This window comes from Thioreductor micantisoli, assembly GCF_055392745.1.
On sequence record NZ_AP043760.1, the window covers coordinates 883,437 to 906,877 of the forward strand.

Annotated in this window: 24 protein-coding genes and 1 pseudogene; 19 read left to right on the plus strand and 6 right to left on the minus strand. The window is 26.5% G+C overall.

Translation table 11 applies throughout. From position 1 onward, the window contains the following. The first annotated feature begins 10 nt into the window (after positions 1-10). The 9 genes from ACZ5OA_RS04605 to ACZ5OA_RS04645 all read left to right on the plus strand — a co-directional run bounded on the left by ACZ5OA_RS04605 (position 11) and on the right by ACZ5OA_RS04645 (position 7,985). A complete protein-coding gene (locus ACZ5OA_RS04605; RefSeq protein ID WP_464906707.1) occupies positions 11-577 on the plus strand; it encodes a hypothetical protein in 567 nt (188 codons plus the stop codon). Between the two features lie 2 nt (positions 578-579). Beyond that, on the plus strand, positions 580-1,818 hold the full coding sequence (mtaB, locus tag ACZ5OA_RS04610) for a tRNA (N(6)-L-threonylcarbamoyladenosine(37)-C(2))-methylthiotransferase MtaB (protein WP_464906708.1): 1,239 nt from the start codon (positions 580-582) through the stop codon (positions 1,816-1,818). Continuing rightward, a complete protein-coding gene (locus ACZ5OA_RS04615) occupies positions 1,805-3,286 on the plus strand; it encodes an AAA family ATPase (protein ID WP_464906709.1) in 1,482 nt (493 codons plus the stop codon). Before mtaB ends, ACZ5OA_RS04615 begins: the two co-directional genes overlap by 14 nt. After that, the gene (gene bioV / locus ACZ5OA_RS04620) at positions 3,273-3,770 is read left to right on the plus strand and encodes a pimelyl-ACP methyl ester esterase BioV (protein WP_464906710.1); all 498 of its coding nucleotides are present in this window, start codon (positions 3,273-3,275) and stop codon (positions 3,768-3,770) included. The genes ACZ5OA_RS04615 and bioV overlap by 14 nt, the downstream gene beginning before the upstream one ends. 12 nt (positions 3,771-3,782) lie before the next feature. Next, complete coding sequence (locus ACZ5OA_RS04625) at positions 3,783-4,079, plus strand: YggT family protein (protein WP_464908324.1); 297 nt, start codon at positions 3,783-3,785, stop codon at positions 4,077-4,079. Next, the gene (locus ACZ5OA_RS04630) at positions 4,076-5,581 is read left to right on the plus strand and encodes a transglycosylase SLT domain-containing protein (RefSeq protein ID WP_464906711.1); all 1,506 of its coding nucleotides are present in this window, start codon (positions 4,076-4,078) and stop codon (positions 5,579-5,581) included. The genes ACZ5OA_RS04625 and ACZ5OA_RS04630 overlap by 4 nt, the downstream gene beginning before the upstream one ends. A gap of 111 nt (positions 5,582-5,692) precedes the next feature. Further along, positions 5,693-7,072: an argininosuccinate lyase gene (gene argH / locus ACZ5OA_RS04635; RefSeq protein ID WP_464906712.1), complete on the plus strand. Its 1,380-nt coding sequence runs from the start codon at positions 5,693-5,695 to the stop codon at positions 7,070-7,072. Further along, a complete protein-coding gene (locus ACZ5OA_RS04640; protein ID WP_464906713.1) occupies positions 7,062-7,556 on the plus strand; it encodes an OsmC family protein in 495 nt (164 codons plus the stop codon). The genes argH and ACZ5OA_RS04640 overlap by 11 nt, the downstream gene beginning before the upstream one ends. 12 nt (positions 7,557-7,568) lie before the next feature. Then, positions 7,569-7,985, plus strand: coding sequence for a sel1 repeat family protein (locus tag ACZ5OA_RS04645; RefSeq protein WP_464906714.1), 417 nt, complete (start codon positions 7,569-7,571; stop codon positions 7,983-7,985). 5 nt (positions 7,986-7,990) lie between these two features. Here the strand turns inward: ACZ5OA_RS04645 and ACZ5OA_RS04650 are convergent, their stop codons facing one another. Next, positions 7,991-8,896, minus strand: coding sequence for a methylenetetrahydrofolate reductase (locus tag ACZ5OA_RS04650; protein WP_464906715.1), 906 nt, complete (start codon positions 8,894-8,896; stop codon positions 7,991-7,993). A gap of 25 nt (positions 8,897-8,921) precedes the next feature. Continuing rightward, positions 8,922-9,950, minus strand: coding sequence for a radical SAM family heme chaperone HemW (gene hemW / locus ACZ5OA_RS04655; protein ID WP_464906716.1), 1,029 nt, complete (start codon positions 9,948-9,950; stop codon positions 8,922-8,924). Positions 9,951-10,023: 73 nt separating this feature from the next. On the opposite strand from hemW, the gene ACZ5OA_RS04660 reads away from it, so the two are divergent. The 10 genes and pseudogenes from ACZ5OA_RS04660 to ACZ5OA_RS04705 all read left to right on the plus strand — a co-directional run bounded on the left by ACZ5OA_RS04660 (position 10,024) and on the right by ACZ5OA_RS04705 (position 20,016). Then, the gene (locus ACZ5OA_RS04660; protein WP_464906717.1) at positions 10,024-11,244 is read left to right on the plus strand and encodes a cache domain-containing protein; all 1,221 of its coding nucleotides are present in this window, start codon (positions 10,024-10,026) and stop codon (positions 11,242-11,244) included. A 237-nt stretch (positions 11,245-11,481) separates the two neighbouring features. Beyond that, a pseudogene (locus ACZ5OA_RS04665) lies at positions 11,482-13,344 on the plus strand (methyl-accepting chemotaxis protein); the annotation flags it as partial. A gap of 315 nt (positions 13,345-13,659) precedes the next feature. After that, positions 13,660-14,127 carry an RNA pyrophosphohydrolase gene (locus tag ACZ5OA_RS04670; RefSeq protein ID WP_464906718.1) on the plus strand — a complete coding sequence of 156 codons (468 nt, stop codon included), beginning with the start codon at positions 13,660-13,662 and terminating at the stop codon, positions 14,125-14,127. Further along, positions 14,127-15,338, plus strand: coding sequence for an aspartate kinase (locus tag ACZ5OA_RS04675; protein WP_464906719.1), 1,212 nt, complete (start codon positions 14,127-14,129; stop codon positions 15,336-15,338). The genes ACZ5OA_RS04670 and ACZ5OA_RS04675 overlap by 1 nt, the downstream gene beginning before the upstream one ends. Then, a complete protein-coding gene (locus ACZ5OA_RS04680) occupies positions 15,339-15,878 on the plus strand; it encodes a HobA family DNA replication regulator (RefSeq protein WP_464906720.1) in 540 nt (179 codons plus the stop codon). It begins immediately after the preceding gene. Beyond that, positions 15,875-16,465: a DNA polymerase III subunit delta' gene (locus ACZ5OA_RS04685; protein WP_464906721.1), complete on the plus strand. Its 591-nt coding sequence runs from the start codon at positions 15,875-15,877 to the stop codon at positions 16,463-16,465. The genes ACZ5OA_RS04680 and ACZ5OA_RS04685 overlap by 4 nt, the downstream gene beginning before the upstream one ends. Then, on the plus strand, positions 16,440-17,585 hold the full coding sequence (gene folP / locus ACZ5OA_RS04690; RefSeq protein ID WP_464906722.1) for a dihydropteroate synthase: 1,146 nt from the start codon (positions 16,440-16,442) through the stop codon (positions 17,583-17,585). Before ACZ5OA_RS04685 ends, folP begins: the two co-directional genes overlap by 26 nt. 10 nt (positions 17,586-17,595) lie before the next feature. Continuing rightward, the gene (locus ACZ5OA_RS04695) at positions 17,596-18,042 is read left to right on the plus strand and encodes a DNA polymerase III subunit alpha (protein WP_464906723.1); all 447 of its coding nucleotides are present in this window, start codon (positions 17,596-17,598) and stop codon (positions 18,040-18,042) included. A 4-nt stretch (positions 18,043-18,046) separates the two neighbouring features. Beyond that, a complete protein-coding gene (locus tag ACZ5OA_RS04700) occupies positions 18,047-19,117 on the plus strand; it encodes a tRNA pseudouridine(13) synthase TruD (RefSeq protein WP_464906724.1) in 1,071 nt (356 codons plus the stop codon). Continuing rightward, on the plus strand, positions 19,117-20,016 hold the full coding sequence (locus ACZ5OA_RS04705; RefSeq protein ID WP_464906725.1) for a cation diffusion facilitator family transporter: 900 nt from the start codon (positions 19,117-19,119) through the stop codon (positions 20,014-20,016). The genes ACZ5OA_RS04700 and ACZ5OA_RS04705 overlap by 1 nt, the downstream gene beginning before the upstream one ends. Positions 20,017-20,345: 329 nt before the next feature. On the opposite strand, the gene ACZ5OA_RS04710 is transcribed toward ACZ5OA_RS04705, so the two are convergent. From ACZ5OA_RS04710 to ACZ5OA_RS04725, 4 genes are all read right to left on the minus strand, one after another. Beyond that, the gene (locus ACZ5OA_RS04710) at positions 20,346-21,209 is read right to left on the minus strand and encodes an ABC transporter substrate-binding protein (protein WP_464906726.1); all 864 of its coding nucleotides are present in this window, start codon (positions 21,207-21,209) and stop codon (positions 20,346-20,348) included. A 1-nt stretch (position 21,210) separates the two neighbouring features. Next, positions 21,211-21,990 (minus strand): ATP-binding cassette domain-containing protein, encoded by a 780-nt coding sequence (locus tag ACZ5OA_RS04715; RefSeq protein WP_464906727.1) that lies wholly within the window; start codon positions 21,988-21,990, stop codon positions 21,211-21,213. Continuing rightward, positions 21,987-22,685, minus strand: coding sequence for a GTP-binding protein (locus tag ACZ5OA_RS04720; protein WP_464906728.1), 699 nt, complete (start codon positions 22,683-22,685; stop codon positions 21,987-21,989). Before ACZ5OA_RS04720 ends, ACZ5OA_RS04715 begins: the two co-directional genes overlap by 4 nt. A gap of 131 nt (positions 22,686-22,816) precedes the next feature. Then, positions 22,817-23,011: a hypothetical protein gene (locus tag ACZ5OA_RS04725; RefSeq protein WP_464906729.1), complete on the minus strand. Its 195-nt coding sequence runs from the start codon at positions 23,009-23,011 to the stop codon at positions 22,817-22,819. Positions 23,012-23,441 lie beyond the last annotated feature (430 nt).

The window sequence follows — 23,441 nt, forward strand, 5'->3', positions numbered from 1 at the left end:
GGAGTTTCTTATGTTTGAAGGTATAGCACTTGCTTTAGTTAAGACATTAGCAAGTTATCTATTCGGGGGATATTTAAAAGCACATTATGGAAGTGTTGAGATTGAAGGTGCTCCAAGTTGGTATGGGCATGAGCCAAGTGAGGCAATTTGTGTATCTACTTATAATAATGGTGGTCTTGAAAAATTAGAACTTACTAAAAAAGAATCAAAAATCATACTTAATAAAAGAATAGGGCATATTATTGAAATTGTAATTTATCAAAATTTTAAAAAATTAAAACCAGATGAAGAAAAATTTTTAGAAAGTATTCAAAAAGATAAAAAATTACCACTTTTTGTAGATTCTAATATGAAATTTCAAAATATAAAAGTTGATAAAGACAAAAAAATGGTATTTGTTAGAAGTTGTTTGGATAAAGAATCTTTTATAAAATATGAAAAATTAAGAGTAAAAGAACTTCAAAAAAAAGTGACTTTTTATAAATCAGATAAAGCTTTTGATGAATTGAATGATAATAAAAAAAATTATAACAAACCAGATGAAGAAGATAAAGCTTTTGGTGAGTTAGCTAAATAGAAATGAAAGTATATTTTAAAACATTTGGATGTAGAACGAATATATATGATACAGAACTTATGCAAAGTTTAGTAAATAGTGAAGTTGTACATGATGAAACAAAAGCAGATATTATTGTAATTAATTCTTGTACTGTTACCAATTCAGCAGATTCAAATCTAAGAAATTATATTTCACAAGTTAATCGTAAAAATCCAAATGCTAAAGTTTTAGTAACTGGATGCTCAGCCCATTCTATTGGAGAAGAACTTTACAAAGATGAAAGAGTTTTTGGAGTTTTTGGGCATAGTGAAAAAGAAAAAATAAATGAAATCATTTCTAAAAATGAAAGATTTTATAAAATTAGTGATTTAAATTTTGTAAATGAAAATATAGTTACAGATATTACAGGTAAAACAAGGGCTTTTATAAAGATTCAAGAAGGTTGTGATTTTGATTGTGCTTATTGTATCATTCCAAAAGTTAGAGGAAATGCAAGAAGTATGACAGAAGACAAAATATTATCTCAAATTGAAATTTTAAGTAAAAATGGATTTAGTGAGTTTATTTTAACTGGAATTAATATGGGAAGTTATGGTAAAGATACAAATACAAGCTTAGCAAAACTTCTTAAAAAAATTTTTGCAATTCCAGCTGTTAAAAGAGTTAGACTTGGAAGTTTAGAGCCAAGTCAAATAGATGAAGAATTTATGGATATTATTCAAAATGAAAAGCTAGAGAGGCATCTACACATAGCTTTACAATATTCTGATGATGAAATGCTTAGAATTATGAAAAGAAGAAATAGAGTAAATAAAACGCTTTCTCTTTTTAATAAGTTAACAGATATGGGCTTTGCTTTGGGAACTGATTTTATTGTAGGACACCCTGGAGAAACAGAAGAAATTTTCGCTCGTGCTTATGAAACTTTAAAAAAATTTCCAATAACTCATATTCATACCTTTAGATATTCTCCTAGAGCTGGAACTTACTCAGCAACTTTGAAACAAAATGTCCCAGGTGATATTGCCAAAAAAAGACATAAAAAAGTAGAGGAATTAATTCAAGGTAAAAATTTAGAATTTAGAAAAAATAGTAAAGTCCCTTTGAAAGTATTAATTGAAGAAGAAAAAAATGGATATTATCAAGGATTTGACCAGTTTTTTAATAAAGTTTTGATAAAATCACGAGATAATTTAGTTCATCAATGGATAACAGTAGATGAATATGAAATAAAGGATAAAAATTATGCAGAAAAATAATAAATTATTAGTAACTATTTTACTTTTAATTACTGCTTTACTAGGTCTTGCAATGTTGCAACAAAAAGGTTTTACAATGACAAATCTCTTGAATGATATGTTATCTGGATTTATTGTATTTGGATTTTTTTTATTAATTGTGGCTCTAATAAGAAAATTTGCACCAACTAATCAAAATCAAAATATGCCAAATGGAAGTGTTCAAGCACAAATGGAAGAAGTTGATAAAGATTTTATAATTGATGCTCAAAAATCAAATATTACTTTTGATGATGTAGCTGGAATTAATGAAGTAAAAGAAGAACTTGTAGAAATAATCGATTTTTTACAAAATCCTGAAAAATATAGAGAGTTTGGTATAAAAATGCCAAAAGGTGTTTTACTTGTAGGTCCTCCAGGAGTTGGTAAAACTTTGATAGCAAAAGCAGTTGCAGGTGAAGCAGGGGTTCCATTTTTTTATCAAAGTGGAGCAGGATTTGTGCAAATGTTTGTAGGAATTGGAGCAAAAAGAGTAAAATCTTTGTTTGCAAAAGCTAAACAAAATGCTCCTGCTATTGTTTTTATAGATGAAATTGATGCTATTGGTAAAGCCAGAGGTGCTTTAAGAAATGATGAAAGAGAAGCTACACTTAATCAACTTCTTACTGAAATGGATGGGTTTGAAAAAAACGAAGGTGTTATTGTAATTGCGGCTACTAATAAAGTTGATTTACTTGATGATGCACTTTTAAGAGCTGGTAGATTTGATAGAAGAGTTTATGTAGAACTTCCTGGACTTGAAGATAGAGAAGAAATTTTAAAAATATATTTGAAAAATAAGCCATTCAAAGATGATGTAAAGAAAATAGCAAAAATGACGGTTGGATTTAGTGGAGCTGCCCTTGCTAGTTTGGTAAATGAAGCAAGTATTTATGCTCTTAATCATAATAAAAAAGAGTTAACAATTGATGACTTTTTGGCAGTAAAAGATAAAGTTTTAGCTGGTAAAAAGAAAATATTAAGTTACACAGAACAAGAAAAAAATATTCTCTCTTTTTATCAATCAGCAAAAGCTGTAACAGCAAATTGGCTTGAAGTTGATTTTGAAAAAATGAGTTTGGTAAAAGATGATTTTAAAGAAATTGATAGAGAATTAGTTTCTAAATCTGAAATAGAAGCAAAAATTCAAGTATATTTAAGTGGACTTGTATGTATAGAAGATATATTTAACGAAAAATATTCAAACGCAAGTAGTGATATTAAAAAAGCAAAAGAGTTAGCTACTAAAATGATAACAGAATACGGAATGGGCGATAAAATCATCTCTAATGAAATGGAAGTAGCAACTCTTTTGGAAGAAAGCTATAAAAGAGCTCAAATTTTATATGTATCACAAAAAGAAGTTATTTTAAAAGTTCAACAAAAATTACTTGAAAAAGAAGTAATTACAAAAGCTGAAGTAAAGGAACTTTTTAATGAGGTATTATAGTGGTTTTGGATTTTGGAATGAAAAAAAACTTTTTGAAAATTATTTAGAAGAGGATGAATTTGTTGTCGCTGGTTTTAGTTATGGAGCACAAAAGGCATTAATTGATGCAGTACATACCACTAAAAGAGTGGATAAACTTCAACTTCTTTCGCCTGCTTTTTTTCCTAAAAATTCAAAGTTTGCAAAGCTTCAAATAAATGCTTTTAAAAAAGATAAAAATAGTTATATTAAACATTTTCTAGAAAATGTAAAATATCCGACTGAAATCAATTTAGATATTTATTTGGATGAGCCTGAACTTTATCAACTTGAAGAGATGTTTGAATTTAATTGGGGACTAGTTGAATATGCAAAACAAAAAAATATAACTATTGAAGTTTATGTTGGAGAAAAAGATAAAATAATAGATATTGAAAATGCAGTTAAATTTTTTAAAAATTATGCAAAAGTATATTTTATAAAAGATGCTGGACATCTACTTTAAGGAGAAAAAATGATAGTATTATCGACACTTATTGCAGCAATTGCAAATATTTTAAATATGGTATTAGGACTTTACATATGGATTGTAATTATAGCTGCACTTATTACCTGGGTAAGACCTGATCCATACAATCCAATCGTACAAATTTTATATAAACTAACTGAACCAGTTTATGCACTTATTAGAAAATATATTCCTACAAACTTTGGAGGAATGGATATAGCACCTTTGATTTTAATTCTATTTTTAGAATTTTGTCAAATGTTTTTTGTTAAATTATTGTTTGAGCTAGCCAATAGTTTAGGATGAAATTTTTAACTTTTTTTTTTCCTTTATTTCTTCTTGCAATTCCTAATTTAAAGGATGTATTATCATATCCAAAAACTTTTGTTCGAGATTTCTATATTACAGAGTATTTAAAAGAAGTTAACTCTACTAAAGAAGCTGATAAGCTATATAAAGAAATTACATTTAAGAAAAAACATCACCTATATATTTTATCTAAAAAATTTGATAAATATAAAAAGATTTATAATTGTAAATATCCTACAAGATTTAATTTTAAAGATATTAATTCTTCTTGCATTGTTCAAAATGGATTTAGATTAAGAGATTTATCAAAAATGAAGGATGAGGATATTAAAACTCTTTTAAATAAACTTCCTAAATCAACAATAAAGACAGAAATTAATGCAATTTTTAATAAAAACTATATTAAAATTTTGAAAAATAAAAAAGCTTTTTTTGACCTTTTTATACAAGATCCAAAAGATATAGAAATTCCTGAAATTTATCTCAATAATTTAGCAATAGATAAAAATTTTTACTATTTTTTAAATATAGTTGTTAGAAATAGAAGTCTGACAAATTTGCATAAATCATTATTTAATATTAATTATAAGCTAGTTAATGATAAAAGTAAATTTTTATTAGCCTTAAATGCAATTAATTATAATTATATTAATTATGCTATTGATATTTTAAAAAGTATCAAAAAGAAAAATAACAAAACTATTTTTTGGCTATATCTTTTAACTAAAAACAAAATTTATGCTAATAAGTTACTTCAAAATAAGCGCATAGATTTTTATACATTATATATTTATGAAAAATTTAAAAAAAGTTATAAAATTGATAGTGTAAAAATTTTCAATAAAGCTAAAAAAAATTATAATATTGATAACCCTTTGGATGTTATTAGATTTAATATAGATTACTCTAAAGTTAAGGATTATTTTAAATTTGCTAAAAAACTTGATAATAATGAAGTACTTCCTTTGAAAGCATTGGTTTTAGATAAAGCATTTAATTATACAAAGAATTATTATATTATGCCTAAATATGATTTAGATGATTTAAATATTTCAAGTAAAGCTCTTTTTTATGCATTAGCAAGACAAGAAAGTAGATTTATTCCTGCTCAAATAAGTCATTCTTATGCAATTGGACTTATGCAAATGATGCCATTTTTGATTAGAAATTTTAAACCAAATGAAGATATTTCTAAATTTTTTGAAACTAAAATAAATGTAAAATATGCTAAAAAACATATTTTATGGCTTGCAAAAAGATTAAATAATCCACTGTTTATTTCTTATGCATATAATGGGGGAATTGGATTTACCCAAAGAAAAGTAGTTCCTTTTTTTAAATTCAAAGGTATCTACGAACCATTTTTAAGTATAGAAATGGTTCCATATACCGAAAGTAGAAAATATGGTAAAAAAGTTTTAACTAATTATGTTATTTATTATAATCAATTAGGAGGAAAAGTAACTCTTCATGAGTTACTTCATAAAGGTAATAAATAAATCGGTACTGACCTTTTTTTACTTTAAAATTTGCAATTGTTTCACTTTATTTAGTCAGTGCCAATAAATCTTATGTTATAATTTCAAAATATTAAAAATAAAGGAATTTTTATGGCAGAACAAAAACTTTCAAGTGGAAGATTCAAAGAAGTTCAAGATGAATTATTAGATAAATTTAATGCTTCTATATTTTTTGATAACAAACTTTATGAAGAAGATATTAAAGGAAGTTTAGCTCATGCTAAAATGCTTGCAAATCAAAGTATTTTAACTAAAAAAGAATTTGAAGATATTCAAAAAGGTTTAGCCCAAGTTAAAAAAGAGATTGAAGAAGGTAAATTTGTTTATGATATCAAAGATGAAGATATTCATATGGCGATTGAAAAAAGACTTACAGAGGTTATAGGTGACGCTGGTAAAAAGCTTCATACAGCAAGAAGTAGAAATGACCAAGTAGCAGTTGATTTTAGAATGTATGTTTTGAAACAAGATAAAATTATTGCTGCTAAAATAAAAGAATTAATTAATTCTTTTGTAAAAATTGCCGAGGAGCATAAAGAAACTATTTTACCAGGTATGACTCATCTTCAACATGCACAACCAATTAGTTTTGCATTTCATATGTTAGCTTATACAAGTATGTTCAAAAGGGATTATGAAAGATTTATATCAAGCTATGAGAGAAACAATCTTTCCCCTTTAGGATGTGCAGCACTTGCAGGAACACCTCATCCAATCGATAGAGCTCAAACTGCAAAAGAGTTAGGATTTAGAGAGCCTACAATTAATTGCTTAGATACTGTTAGTGATAGAGATTTTGCACTTGAAATCCTTTTTAATATTGCTACTTTATCAATGCATATGAGTAGAATTGCAGAAGAATTAATTCTATGGAGCACAAGTGAATTTAAATTTGTAACAATTAGTGATAAATATGCTACAGGAAGTTCAATTATGCCTCAGAAAAAAAATCCAGATGTTCCAGAACTTATAAGAGGAAAAACTGGTAGAACTTATGGTAATTTAATTGCACTTCTTACAGTAATGAAAGGTCTTCCACTTGCATATAATAAAGATACACAAGAAGATAAAGAAGGTGTCTTCGATAGTGTAGAAAATATTTTATTATCTATGGATATTTTAATAGCTCTCATGAATACTTTAACAATCAATAAAGATAGAATGCTAAAAGCTAGCAAAATAGGACACTTAACTGCTACTGATTTAGCTGATTATTTAGCGAAAAATGGTGTGCCATTTAGAGAAGCTCATCATATTACAGGTAGAGCTGTAGCTTTGGCAGAAGATAAGGGAGTTGATTTAAGTGAACTTAATTTAAAAGAACTTCAAAGTATTGATGAAAGAATTGGAAGAGATGCAGATATGAGTTTAATTAATTCATTAAATAGTAGAAACTCTTATGGAGCAACTGCACCAAGTCAAGTTGAAAAACAATTAAAATATTTTAAGGAATTTTTAAATGAAAATTAAGACAAGATATATTGATGAAATGAAATTTGAAATCATAAATGATAAAACTACTATGATTATCGATGCAAAAGAGATGAGTCCTGTAGAAGTTTTTACAGGTGCTATGATCAGTTGTAGTGGGGTGGATATAGTTCATTTAGCTACTAAACAAGGATATGAAATTAAAAAATGTGAAATTGAAGCAGATATCATTAAAAAAGAATCATATCCTCAAACATTTAAAGAAGTTACTTTTATTTATGATATTGAAAGCAATGCAGATGATGTAGTAGCAAAAAGATGGGTTTTAAGTTCACTTGAAACATATTGCTCAACTATAAATAATATCAGAAATACAGCGAAAATTTATTATACAATTAAACATAATTCAAATGTTATAGCATACAAAGAAGCGATTTTATCTGGGAATAGTACTGGTGGACATCAATTAGAAAATTTTGATGATGATTTAGAAGGAATGGGTTGCGCTTGTTGTAACCATTAATAAAGGAATAGAATGAAAAAAGTATTAATAGCAGGAATTTTAAGTATAAGTTTATTTGCACATGGAGAAAGTAATGATCCTGGAATGAAATTGTTAGCAAAAGGTGAAAATCAAAAGGCTTTACAAACTTTTGAGCAAGAATGTCAAAATGGAAATGGTTGGGATTGTGGAAATGCAGGGCTTATGTTGTATATGGGAATGGGTATAAAGAAAAATATAGCTAAATCTAAAAAATATTATAACAAAGGTTGTGAGCTTAATGATATAGGAAGTTGCGAAAATCTAGGCGAAATTGCTTATAAAGAACAAAATATGGTTTCTGCGAAAGGTTATTTCGAAAAAGTTTGTGGAATGAAGAAATATATCAAAAATTCTCTTGATGCAAAAACAATAGCAGAAAGCTGTAAAAAAGCTAAGTCTATTAAGTAAAAGAGTTAAAATAACTCTTTTACTATTTCAAATTTATTAGCAGTCATTATATGAATTTTGGGATGAATTTTAAGTAAATTTTGAAATAAATTTCTACTTAGCTCAAGTCCTACTTTATACTCTTCATCTTTTGAAATATTATGCGCTTTTATAAGTGCTTCTATCCAACTATCAGGAACATAAATACCAGGCACATGAGAAGATAAAAATTGAGCAGTTTTTAAATTTGTAATTGGGAAAAATCCTAAAACTATTTGAAAATTAGCTCTTTCATCACTAAATTCTCTTCTAACACTTCTTTTGATATCAAGTAATTGTTTAGCTATATCTATATCATAAACAGGTTGTGTAATAATAGCTGTAGCACAATTTTTTGCTTTATTAAATATCTTTTTTTCTATAGTTGCGAAATTTTTTGCATAAGAGTTGCTTACTGCAAAAGCCGTTATATTTTTAGGTTTTATTTTAAATTCTCTACCACTATAATCAATTCCATTGTTAAAGCCTCTAATAATTTGAAGTAATAAATTTGAATTTCCCTCTAATACAGATTTACTATTTGGCTGATCACTCATTTTAGCAGGGTCTCCAGTTAAGGCTAAAATATTTACCACATCCAAATCATTTGCTCCTAATAAATCACTTTGAAGTGCGATTTTATTTCTATCTCTCATACTCATTGTAGCAATTACTGGTAAATTAAATTTTTGTTGAAGTTTGAATGCTGCTATAATTGAATTATATTTCATTTGTGAAAGAGGGGAATCTGTAGTCGAAAATCCATCTACAAATTTATAAGCTTCTGTTTTTTTTATTTTATCTAAAACACCATTAAACGTAGGAAGTTTTGGAGGAGTTGTTTCAAGTGTAATATATTTTTCATCACTTATAACTTTTTGGCGTAAATTCATAAAATAACCTTTTTTCATAATTATATCAAAATAAAATATAACTTGTTAAAGCATCAGCTAATAAAAAATCATTAGAAAAAACTCTATTTTCTTTTAAAGATAGTTTTCCTTCTTCTATTAAATTAAAGCATTTTCTTTTTTCTTCTTCATTTAAAATATTAATATTAAATCCAACTATACTTCTTAGTCCCAAAAGGACTTTTTCTTCTTTTGTATCATAGTTGTTTAAAGTTTCTATCTCTTTAAAAGTAGGATTTTTTATATACTTTTCTGGTAATTTATGAGTATAATATCTATTTTCCCCATCATATCCAACCGCTCCAGCTCCTAATCCAATATAAGAATCAAGTTTCCAATATCCTAAATTATGTTTACAAACTTTACCAAAATTAGAGATTTCATATTGATTAAAATATTTTTTAATACTATTTATAAACCATATCTCAAGTGCTTCATCTTCTTTCCTTTTATCTGAAGTTTTATAAAATTCTGTATTTTTTTCTATAGTTAGGGAATAGGCACTAATATGAGATATTTCTAAATTAACTGCTATATCTAAATCATTTTTAAGTAAAGTTTTATTATCAAGTTTAGTAGCATAAATCAGATCTAAATTTACATTATCAAAGACTTTTAAACTATTTTCAATAGAAAGTAAAGCAGCTTTTGAAGAGTGATTTCTACCTAAAAATTTAAGTTTTTCATCATCAAAACTTTGCACACCAAAACTAATTCTATTTACGCCAAACTCTTTTAATCCTTTAAGCCATTCTATTTTTGTTGAATTTGGATTAGATTCTATAGTTATTTCTGTATTTTTATTAATATAAGAAGATATTAATTTAAATAATTTTTCATAAAATTCTAAATTCATTACACTTGGAGTTCCACCTCCTATAAAAACAGATTTAAATTTATTAGGTTTTTTTTCGTTTTTAAATTGAGTTTTAAGTGCACTAAAATAATCTTTTTTCAAATAATTTTTAGTAGTATATGAATTAAAAGCACAATAAAAACATTTAGAATCACAAAATGGAATATGTATATAAAGCAAATTTATCCTTTTTATATAATTTTATCAAATTTTTATGTTAAAATAATAAAAACACTAATAAAAAGGAGTGTAAATGTCAAATAATATTTCTATTAGTAAAAGGATTATTTTTTTATTGATTATTACTATTTTATTAGTTACTATTGGAGCTATTGTAATTTCTATTAATTCTATTAAAAGATTAACAAATGATGAAATAGAATCTTTTACAAAAACAATGATGGATGAAAAAAAAGATGATTTATTACATAAATCAGAAATTATTACAAAAGTCATAGAGGCAAGTTATAATAAAACTAAACCTGAAAATATGGAAAGAGATTTAAAAAATAAATTAGCACAGAAAGCTGATATTCTTTTTAATGTTATTAATACTTTCTACAAAAATAATAAAAATAAAATAAGTGATAAAGAATTAAAAAATAGAATTAAAGAATTAGTTAAAGCTGTAAGATATGGAAAAAATGGATATTTTTGGATAAATGATTTTAATTATAAAATGATTATGCATCCAATAGAACCATCTTTAACAGGTAGAGTTTTCATAAATACACCAAAAGTTCCATTTGTTCAGTTGGCAGTAGATGCTCTTAAAAAATGTAATTGTGATAGAACTTATATTAAATATAAATTTTATTCTCCAAAAACTAAAAAATATGAATTTAAAGTATCACTTGTTAGAGTTTTTAAACCTTATAATTGGATTTTAGGAACAGGAGCTTATGTAAGCGATGTTACACCCCAAGCAAAAAGAGAAGCGTTAGAAGCAGTTAAAAATACAAGATATGGAAAAAATGGATATTTTTGGATAAATGACATGCATTATAAAATGATAATGCACCCAATTAAACCACAATTTAATGGTAAAACTTTTATAAATACACCAAAAGTTCCATTTGTCGAGTTAGGAGTAGATGCTCTTAAAAAAACAAAGAAAGATTATGCTTTTATTACATACACTTTTTATAATCCTGCAACTAAAAAATATGAAAAAAAATTATCAATAGTTAGATTATTTAAACCATGGGGATTTGTAATTGGAACTGGAACATATTTAAGTGATATAGATAAAACAATTTCTAAAATAAAACAAAAAGCAGATAAAGAAATAAAAAATGCATTAACAAAAATTTTAATACTTACTCTTATACTTTCAGGAATTATTCTATTAATTGCAATATTTATTAGTAAAAATTTTATAGCCAAGCCAATTAAAGAATTAAAAAATATTGTAAAAGATTTATCACAAAGTAATAAAAAAAGAGTTAATAATATTGAGATAATGGAGATTTAACAAAAAGAGTAAATATTGATTCAAAAAATGAAATAGATTCTATGATTATCTATGTATTTCTATCAATAATAATTAAATATTAATTCAAATAATTTGTTAGTAATATATGAATTAAAAGCACAATAAAAACATTTAGAATCACAAAATGGGATATGTATATAAAGCAAATTTATCCTTTTTATATAATTTTATTAAATTTTTATGTTAAAATTACAGAAATGCAAAAAAGGAGTGTAGATGTTGAAAAATATTTCTATTAGTAAAAGGATTATACTTTTATTAATTAGTGCTATTTTATTAGTTAGTATTATATCAATTGTTATTTCTGTTAATTCTATCAAAAGATTAACAAATGATGAAATAGAATCTTTTACAAAAACAATGATGGCACAAAAGAAAACTGATTTATTATCTAAAACAGAAATTATTAAAAAAGTAGTTGAAGTAAGTTATAACAAAACTAAACCTGAAAATATGGAAAGAGATTTAAAAAATAAATTAACACAGAAAGCTGATATTCTTTTTAATGTTATTAATAATTTTTACAAAATTAATAAAGACAAAATGAGTGATATAGAATTAAAAAATAGAATTAAAGAGTTAGTAAAATCTGCAAGATATGGGAAAAGTGGATATTTTTGGATAAATGATTTTAATTATAAAATGATAATGCATCCAATTAAACCATCTTTAACTGGTAAAACTTTTATAAATACACCAAAAGTTCCATTTGTTCAATTAGGGGTAGATGCTCTTAAAAAATGTAATTGTGATAGAACTTATATTAAATATAAATTTTATTCTCCAAAAACTAAAAAATATGAATTTAAGGTTTCATTAGTTAGAGTTTTTAAACCTTATAATTGGATTTTAGGAACAGGGGCTTATGTAAGCGATGTTACACCTGAAGCAAAAAGAGAAGCATTAGAAGAAGTTAAAAATACAAGATATGGAAAAAATGGATATTTTTGGGTAAATGATATGCACTATAAAATGATAATGCATCCGATTAAACCATCTTTAGATGGTAAAGTTTTTATAAATACACCAAAAGTTCCATTTGTCGAGTTAGGAGTGGATGCTCTTAAAAAAACAAAGAAAGATTATGCTTTTATGACTTACAGTTTTTATAACCCTACAACTAAAAAATATGAAAAAAAATTATCAATAGTTAGATTATTCAAACCATGGGGATTTGTAATTGGAACTGGGGCATATTTAAGTGATATAGATAAAACAATTTCTAAAATAAAACAAAAAGCAGATAAAGAAATAAAAAGTACATTAACAAAAACTTTAATAATCACTCTTATACTTTCAGGAATTATTCTATTAATTGCACTATTTCTTAGTAAAAATTTTATAGTCAAACCAATTGAACAATTAAGAGATATTGTAAAAGATTTAGCTCAAGGTAATGGAGATTTAACAAAAAGAGTTAATATTGATTCAAAAGATGAAATAGGCGAAGTTGCTACTTATATGAATATATTTTTAAATAAACTTAGTTCTATGGTCTCAGAACTTAAAAATACAACTAATATTGCTAAAAATATAATTGATGAAGTTCAAAAAGGAAGTAATCTAACAAGAAATACAGTTGCTAGCCAAAATGAATTAATTATAAAAACAAAAGAGTATATTAAATATATAGAAACTGATTTAGCAATAGCAGAAGAAAGTGTAATTACAACAGCAGAAGATATGAATATAGTATACAATACACTTAGAAAAACTACTAAAACATTAAATAATGTTGTTAGTAAAATAAGCGAATCATCAAATAATGAAATGGGATTAGCTAGCAAGGTTAATACACTTGCAGAACAAACTAATCAAATAAAAGACATTATTGGTATTATTAAAGAAATAGCAGACCAAACAAATTTACTTGCACTTAATGCAGCTATTGAAGCAGCAAGAGCCGGTGAGCATGGAAGAGGTTTTGCTGTTGTGGCAGATGAAGTTAGAAAATTAGCTGAACGAACTCAAAAAAGTTTAGGGGAAATTGAAGCTGCTACAAATATAATTGTTCAAGGTGTAATAGAAGCTCAAACAGAAATAGAAGATAATGCACAAGAGTCTCAATCAATATCATCTACAACAGAATCATTGGTAACCCAAACAAATGATTCTATGAAAAATTTAGAACATACGATAGAACTTTCTAAAAAAGCAGCAAGTGAAACTACAAAAATTGATACAAATGTAAGATTTTTAGTTGAAACAAGTGATGGTTTGACTAAAGAAGCAAAAATCACAGATAAAGTAAGTAGTGAGCTTAATAATATTTCCACTAAATTAGAAACAATATCTGATAAATTAAATCAAGAGATTAATAAATTTAAGATTTAATTCTTCTTTCCCTTTTTTCTCCTTCAATTTTTGTTATAATTTCATTAAAAAAGGAAGAAAATGGCTAAAAAAATTTACAGACCTAATGTAGCCGCTATAATTCTTTCTCCAAAATATCCTGAAAGTGTAGAAGTTTTAATCGCAAACAGAGTTGATTTAGATAATGTTTGGCAACTTCCTCAAGGTGGAATAGATAAAGGAGAAACTCCAAGAGAAGCCCTTCTTAGAGAATTAAAAGAAGAAATAGGAACTAACGATATTGAAGTACTAGCGACAATTCCAAATTGGGTAAGTTATGATTTTCCTCCAAAAGTAGCGGAAAAAATGCAACCTTATTGTGGGCAAAGACAAAAATATTTTTTGGTAAAACTTAAGCCAAATGCAAACATTAATTTAAATACAGAACTACCGGAATTCAAAGCATATCAATTTGTTAAAATGAGAGATTTTTATAAATATATAAATAATTTTAAAAGACCTGTTTATAAAGGGGTGTTAAAATATTTTAGAGAACAAGGATATATATAATGCTGGTAGTTCAGAAATATGGTGGAACAAGTGTAGGTGATTTAGATAGAATCCAAAATGTAGCTAATAAAGTTGCCAAAACAGCTGATGAGGGTAATGATGTAGTTGTAATAGTCTCAGCTATGAGTGGTGAAACTAATAAATTGATTGATTATGCTTGTCATTTTAGTAAAAGACCTCCTCAAAGAGAACTAGATTTATTAGTAAGTTCGGGAGAGAGAGTAACTTCCGCACTTTTGAGTATAGCTCTTCAAGAGATGGGTTATAAAGCTATTGCAATGACAGGAAGACAAGCAGGAATTAAAACTGATTCAAATCATACAAAAGCAAGAATTTCCTCAATCAATCCAATTCCTATGCAAAAAGAGATTAAAAAAGGTAAAATAATTGTAGTGGCTGGTTTTCAAGGTATTAATGAAAATGGAGATGTTACAACACTTGGAAGAGGTGGAAGTGATTTAACTGCAGTAGCTATTGCCGGAGCATTAAAAGCTGATGTTTGTGAAATTTATACAGATGTTGATGGTATTTATACAACTGATCCAAGAATTGAACCAAAGGCAAAAAGACTAGATAAAATTAGTTATGATGAAATGCTAGAACTTGCAAGTATGGGTGCAAAAGTTATGCAAAGTCGCTCAGTTGAACTTGCAAAAAAACTGAATGTAGATATTTTAGTAAAATCATCATTCAAAGATGAAGATAATAATGGAACTTTAATTACAAAAGAGGAAAATGTTATGGAAAAAGTATTGGTAAGTGGAATTGCACTTGACAAAAATCAAGTGAGAGTAACTATATTTGGACTTAAAGATAAGCCTGGAATTAATGCAGAACTTTTTAATAAATTAGCCAATAAAAATATAAATATAGATATGATAATACAAAATGTAGGATATGATAATAAAGCAAATGTAACTTTTACAGTTCCTGGGACAGAACTTGAATTTACAAAAGAAGTTATGAAAGATTTTGAAAATAGAAGTGATGAAATTACTTATGATGAAAATATTGCAAAAGTAAGTATTGTTGGCGTTGGTATGAAATCACATAGTGGAGTTGCTTCTAAAGCTTTTGATACTATGGCAAAAGAAAATATAAATATACAAATGATTTCTACAAGTGAGATTAAAATTTCAATGGTAGTTAATGAAAAATATGGTGAATTGGCAGTTAGAACTCTTCACGAAACTTATGGCTTGGACAAATAATTGAATCTACTTGAATGGACAAAAGAAACTATTAAAAGCGATAAGAGTTTTGATAGTTGGCTTGATGAAAGAGTGTTAGAATGGGTACCTTTATGCGATGATGCAATTACGGAGCTTATGCAAGGGACTCCATTTCTAGTTATAACAGATAGACAAAGAGATTGGTTTAGTCATTATATTATCAATAACATTAATAATGTTTCTAATAATCGTCCATTTGTGCCAGTATATCCTCTAATATCTTTTATTCCATATTCTCACAAAACTGATAAAATAGAATATCTTGATATGATAGAAGATATGCTTGATATTACATTTAATGGTAACTATAAATATTGGTATATTGGTAAAGAAGAAAGTAATATTTATAATTTAGTAAAAAGAAAAGAAGATTCTTTCGTCTGGCTTATGGATAGTGAAATTAGAAATAGTTTTTATATTAAAAGTTATGATGATAAATTAGACAGTAAACTTATGACTCTTTTAAAACTATTTAACAAAACAATAACTTCAAGTATATTTGGAGAAATTAAGCTTTGAATATAATTTATATATCTAATGATATTGAAAAAGCAAAAGAAGAAATTGCTTCTAAATATGAAAACCTTTATATTTTTGAAGATATTGATTTAAAGCTTGAGCTTGTAAAATCAATAAAAGAAGAAGCTTATCAAACTACTGGGCAAGATAAATATATTTTAATTAAAGCTATTAATTTTAGGATTGAATCTCAAAATGCTTTACTTAAAATATTGGAAGAAACCCCAGATAAAGTTAACTTTATTATTTTAACAACTTCAAAATATGCTTTACTTGACACTATTAGAAGTAGGATAAGTATAGAAACTGTAAATTATCCATTACCAAAAGTAGAATTTAATTTAAATATAAATAGATTAACTACAAAAGATATATATGAAACTTTAAAAAAATCACTTGATAAACAAGAACTTAAAAGTTTTATATATGAACTTTTCAAAAATATTCAAAATCCTGATGAAGAATTATTAGAAAATTTCGAATTGGCTATAAAACTAGTTGATTTAAATACAGATAGACAAGCTATTATTTCACTTTTATTACTTTCAATAAGGAATTTAAATGCAAATTTACAAACTTTCAAATGAGATAGATATTGTTAAATCTATGAATAAATTAAATGTTGATTCTGCTGGAATTACTATTATGAAAAAAAAGTCAAAACTTCATTTTTTTTACTTAAAAAACATATATTGTGGTGCAAGTAATATTCTAAAACAAGATGCTTTAAGTATAGGTGCAGAACTCATTGTACCTCATGGAGGAGTGGATTGTTCTGTGCAATATCATGATGCAATTTTGATATGCAATACAAAACAATTAGAAATTTTATCAAATAAAGAAAAATCTCAACCATTTAAATTAAAATTATTAGCAAAAATTTTATCTGAATTTAAACAAGAAAAAAAATTTCCATTAAAACTTATGGGTGTAATTAATGCAAATGATGATAGCTTTTTTAGTGGTAGTAGATTCAAAGGTGAATCAGCAGTTGATAAAATAGAAAAAATGATAGAAGAAGGTGCTGATATAATTGATATTGGAGGGGTTTCTTCTCGTCCTGGAAGTATTTATCCGGGAATTGAAGAAGAACTTAAAAGAGTAAAACCAATTATAGAAGAAATTTATAAAAGAAATTTATATCAAAAAGTTTCGTTTTCAATAGATAGTTTTGAGCCAAAAGTGATTGATTTTGCATTAAATCACGGATTTAATATAGCAAATGATATAACAGGCCTAGCAAACGAAGAAGTTGCAAAGGTAGTAGGGCAGTATAATGCTGGGGTGTGTATAATGCATATAAAAGGAATCCCTGAAAATATGCAAAATAATCCATATTATAAAAATGTAATTTTAGAAGTAGATACATATTTTCAAAAAAGAATAGAAACAGCTCTTAAACATAATATTGAAGATATAATTTTGGATATTGGAATAGGATTTGGTAAAAGATTGGAAGATAATTTAACTCTTATTAAACATTTAGAACATTTCAAAAGATTTGGATATGAACTTTTAGTAGGGGCTAGTAGAAAAAGTATGATAGACAAAATTATTCCAACTCCCGTAGAAAAAAGGCTTCCTGGAACTTTAGCTCTTCATTTAGAATCGGTTAAAAATGGGGCTACAATTATACGAGCACATGATGTGGCTGAGCATAAACAAGCTTTTGAAGTATATAAAGCTTTAGAAAATATAGATATATAAAAGGATAAAAATGATAAAAGAAAAATATATAGAGTTTAAAAGTGCCTTAGCAAATCAAGATACACAAAAAGCAGAAGAAAATTTTCAAGAAGGATTTAATAAATCAATAGAAATTTTTAATAAAAAAATTACTGATCAAGAAAGTATAATAATGGCTGAAGAAGAGGAGTTATATGCAACTCTATTTTTGTTTGATAATATGCTTGGACTGTGGTCTCAAAATTTAACAGAAGAAGCACTTCAAGTAGCTCAAGATATGTCAGTTTTAGTAGATAATCCCAAAATTAAAGAGATGTTTCTACTTTTTTCTTATGGAATGAATAAAAAAGAAATAGATGTAAATACATTCATAAATACATATGTTGATTTAGCTAAAGTAGATGAGGAATTTCCTATGTTTTTAGTTAATTTTAAAGACGGGGTTGAAAAATTAATTCCGGAAAGTATAAGGAAATAAAACTATGTTAAACAATATTTACAAACACTCACCAATAGAATCCCCATTATTCAATAAAAACAGTGAAAACTTCTTAGTAGAAGAAAAAGCATTATATGAATTTTCAAATAATGGAGAATGGCTAATTTTAAAAGTTAGAAAAAAAGATTTAACAACTTATGATTTAATAAAAATTTTATCAGAAAGAACTGGAGCTAAATCAAGAGATATCGGTTATGCAGGGCTTAAAGATAAATATGGATTAACTATACAATATATCTCAATTCCTAAAATATTTACAAAAGAAGTTGAAAAAATAAGACATCCAAAAATTAAAATTTTAGAAAAACATATACATAAAAATAAACTACAAATAGGACACTTAAAAGGAAATAGATTTTTTTTAAGACTAAAAAAAGTAAATCCAACAGATGCTAAAAAAATGGACAAAATATTAAAATCTTTTAAAAAATATGGGATTCCTAATTATTTTGGTTTTCAGAGATTTGGAAAAGATAATTCAGCAAAGCAGGGTAAAGATTTAATAGATGGAAATTTGGTAATTAAAAATAAAAAAATAGCTAAACTTCTTGTAAATGCTTATCAAAGTGAGCTTTTCAACAAATGGCTAACAGAAAGAATTAATTTATCTAATATTTTTGAAGAATTTACTCCCAAAGAACTTTCTAAAGAGTTTCCTAAAGATGTGATTGATTTTATCAAAAAACAAAAACATCCATTTAAACTTCTTCAAGGCGATTTGATGAGACATTACCCTCACGGAAGAGATTTTGAATTAAATTTAGATGAAATAGAAAGATTTGAGAAAAAAGATATAGCTCCAACTGGATTATTAAATGGTAAAAAAGTAAAAAGAGCATCTAAATACGCTGGGATTATAGAAGAAAAATATGCTAATTATATTCCTGGAAGAGATGGTGATAGAAGATATGCTTGGATTTTTCCTGAAGATATAGAAGGTAAATATAATGAAAAAGAGTGGCATTACAATTTGAATTTCTTTTTACCAAAAGGAAGTTATGCAACTGTATTTCTTGAACTTCTTTTAAATAGAGATGTATCGGATATGATGTAATGAAAAGAAAACTACCAAGAATTGCAACAATTGCGTCCAGCAGTGTAGCTTTTTTCTTAGCTATTACAAAAATTATCGTTGGATTTATGACAGGAAGTGTAGCCGTGATTGCAAGTGCAGTTGATTCTATTTTGGATATGTTTGTAAGTATTTTCAATATGATAGCTGTTCGTTTAAGTGAAAGCAGGGCAGATGAAAAATTTAATTATGGAAAAGGTAAAATAGAAGGGATGGCAGCCCTTTTTGAAGGACTTTTAATTATAGGAAGTGCTGGATTTATCATATATACAGCAATTAATAAATTTTTACACCATTCTACAATTACTAAAATTGATTTAGCCTTTTATATTATGATTTTATCTGTAACAGCTACATTTTTTTTAGTTCTGTTTTTAAATTATGTAGCTAAAAGAACTAATTCTTTAGTTATTAAATCAGATGCCTTGCATTATAAAACAGACTTAGTTTCAAATATTGCAATTATCTTAGTTTTAATAGCTGTTAAATTAACTGGTTATTATCAAATTGACTTTATAGTTTCAATCTTTATAGCTATTTATATTTTCAAAGAAGCATTAGACCTTGTAAAAGAAGGATTTCTAAATTTACTTGATATTAGTTTAGATTTTCAAACGGTTGAAAAAATAAAAACTATCATAAAAAAACAAACATTAGTTTTAGATTATCATTGTTTAAGAACTCGCCAAGCAGGAAATAGAAATTTTGTAGATATTCATTTAGTAATGACACCAGATATGAAACTTAAAATGGCACATACAATAATAGAACAAGTTGAAGGAAAAATAAGAAATATAAATAGTGACAAAATATGGGTAATAAATATTCATGCTGATCCTTATGATGATTCAGCTATAAATAAAATACAAGAAGAGTGTTAAGTAGAAAAATATATTTTAAAGAGAATATACATTATGTTAAGTAAAAATCATAACAATAATTAAGCTGATTTTAATGTTCATATCCAATTCGATACAATTATACATTTAGAACCAAAGAAAAACAAAGGCTCATTCCCTTCAAAAGAAGCGGCTTTTAAAGTCCTTTTTACTTCAACACAGGAGGTGCTGGAAAAATGGAAAAGCAATAGAATCAGGGATTGGTCGGAAATTTATCCTCAGCTTGTTATTTATTTCCAGGATATTTTTTAGTAAAATATATTTAAGGTTTTAGTCTATGGTTTGTATTTACACAGTTAATTTGATGAGCTCTATTTTTTAGCCATAGCTATAAAATCATCCCAATCTTTCCAAAATAGAGTTGTATTGTTCTCTTTATAATATTTTGGAATTTCAACATTTGGCACCACAGGGACAAAACTGGCATTTTTACTAAATATTTCTTGAGCTTTTTGTGATACTAAAAAATCGGCTGCTTTTTTAGTTTCTTCACTATACCCTTTTTTCATTATCATTACTTGTGTAAGATGAAGTGCTCCTTCTTTTGGCCAAGATATTGCTGTGCTATTATTTCTTGAAAACATAGCAAAAGGCAAAGATATAATTCCAATATCATATTGTTTGCTAGAAACTGCTTTATTTACATCTATTGGAGATCCTAAATATTCAACATCATTTTCAACAAAATCTTCACCTTTTTGCCCTAAAGTGTGTTTATAAAATTGTTTAAAAAGAATAGCTGGAAATGATGCTACATTTGTTGTAATGATTTTTCCTTTAAATCTAGGCTCTAACAGATCATTCCAAGCTTGTGGAGGATTTTTCATATCTTTGTTGTAAAATATAACGATTGGCATTACATAAATAGGTTTTAAAACCCATTTATCATCCAAAAGTTTTTTTGATTCTAAATTAGTATTTATGTCATATCTATACTCATTATCAAAAAGATTTGAATCATTTAAATAATCTCTCTCCCATAATATTTCGGGACACGTAGAAATCAGCATATCAGGAACTTCATCCATTTTTCCCTCTTTTATGTTTTTTAAATATATCAACTCATTAGAATGATAGTTACATACTTCTGAATTTGGACAAATTTTTTTCAATTCTGTAAATATATTTCTATATACATTCATAGGCGCCGATATATATATCTTATTTTTACTCATTTTATACTCCTATCTCATTTTCTAATATTTCAAGTGTTTTTTCATCTAATTTGCCACCGTGTCTTAAATTTTCTCTAAAAGTTTCAAGAATTCTATCTATCTTTTTAAAATATTTTAGATGTTCTCTTTCAATTTTATCTGATACTATAAGTTTAGACATTGAACCATTTTTCATAATAACTCTTTGCTTTGCTGTTATAATTAAGCTTGGATCATGTGAAGCCATTAAAACCATTTTACCCTCAGCTGCTAATATCTCAATCCCTTTTGTTTTATTAATTCCTGCATTTTCAATCTCATCAACCAAAACAATAGGAGCATTGCTAATAAGTGCCGTATCTGCTATCATCAAGGCTCTTGATTGTCCACCGCTTAAAGATGTCAGATTTGATGAAGCTGCTAGAGGTTCACCTGCTAAACTATTTGCCATCTCTAGTATTTTTTCTACAATATTTTTATCTTCAATTTTTCTACTTTTTGCATGCAATTTTATAAAACTACCCACATCCAAATCCATTATAAAGTGCATATTCTGGGATAAAGAAGCTGTTATCTGTATTCCCAAAGGATCTATCTTTTCTCCATTTACAAGTACTTTTCGCCCTGATGGTGAATCTCCATTTGCCAACTGTTCAACGTCAGATAATAATAAGCTTTTCCCAGACCCAGTAGGTCCTGCCAAAATAATAATATCACCCTTTTTGATTACCAATTCTTCTACAGCTTCTTTATTTCCATTTTTATCTACACCAGATATGATTTTTATCTCTTCTATTTTCATACTACTTCCTCTATATCCATTTTTATAACATTACCCATTTGATAATCGGCACCAAGTCTCGTCTCACCTTCGCAATATGAACATACTGCTGAGGGCATATCGTGTCTAAGTTCCATACCATTAAGTGATTGAGTTGATTTTGCATTTAAGACTAATCTTTTAAGATTTAATGCACCCATTCCTGTTAAACCATTTAGCTCAATTGCTTTTGCATGTGGATTAGCTTCCAAAACATTACTTCTAAAAACTTCTCTTTCTGCTTGAGAAACCATATCTCCTTTTGTGATTACAACAACATCTGCTGTTGTAAGCATAGGACCTATTTTTCTAGGCGTATCAATACCGCTAACACAATCAACAACTGCAATAGCCATACAATCTTTAATAGCAGGTGCACATCTATGACATAAACCAGCTGTTTCTACAATAGTTATATCTGCATTATGAGAAACACCAAATTCAAATATTTCTTCTGCATTTACTGCACCATAATGATCAGGACAAACATAATCACTAATTCCAACAACTACAGGAATATCTAATTTTTCTTTAAAAAGCTTTCCATCTGTTGTTTGATGACAATCAATTTTACCTATTGCAACTTTTATATTATCTTTTTTTAAAAGTTTAATTAGTTGAATCAACGCTAATGTTTTTCCAGAAGACGGTGGCCCTGCTACTGTTATAAATTTCATTTTTTATTTCTCCTTTTTTATTCTTTAATGATTATTTATTTTTTCAGAATCTAAATTAGATTGTGTTTCTAAATTTAAATTTTTAACTACTCTTATTAAAACTCCTATTCTAACAATAATTAAGCCAAGCTCTATTTCTGACAAAATCCAATTCTTGGATTAAAAGCAGACATAATATATCTTGTAAGCCCATAGATAAACCAAAATTCATCAACAATTATTAAACTTGTACCAGATGTTAATCTAAGAAAATCTAATATTTTAATAACACCTTTACCTATAATATTTGCTTTTTCAGCAATTTGATCTTCATTTTTTTCTGTCATTTTAAATTCTTTTACTATATTTCAAGAATTTTACAACAATAAAACATTTAAATCAACAATAAAACTAAACAATTTTTATCTTAATATAATGCACATTCTCGCTTAAAAATCTCAAAAATATCTAAAAACATCTCAAATTTATATAATATTGTGGTATAATTATTTATAATAATCCAAATTGCTAGTTAGAAAAAAAGTTTAATTTAATATATAATGCTCCATAAAAAGACTGTGGAGGTTTTTATGGAGCATAGAATTATAACATTTTTTTATTTAATCGATGAATATTTAAAAATAATGGGAATAAAAGATGATAGTAGAGCTAAAATATCAAATAGTAAAATATTGTTAAGAGGCTAGCTTTGAGTGTTTTTTAAAACTTGAGAATAAACAACAAAATTTGTTATTCAACTAGCAATTTGGGTTATAA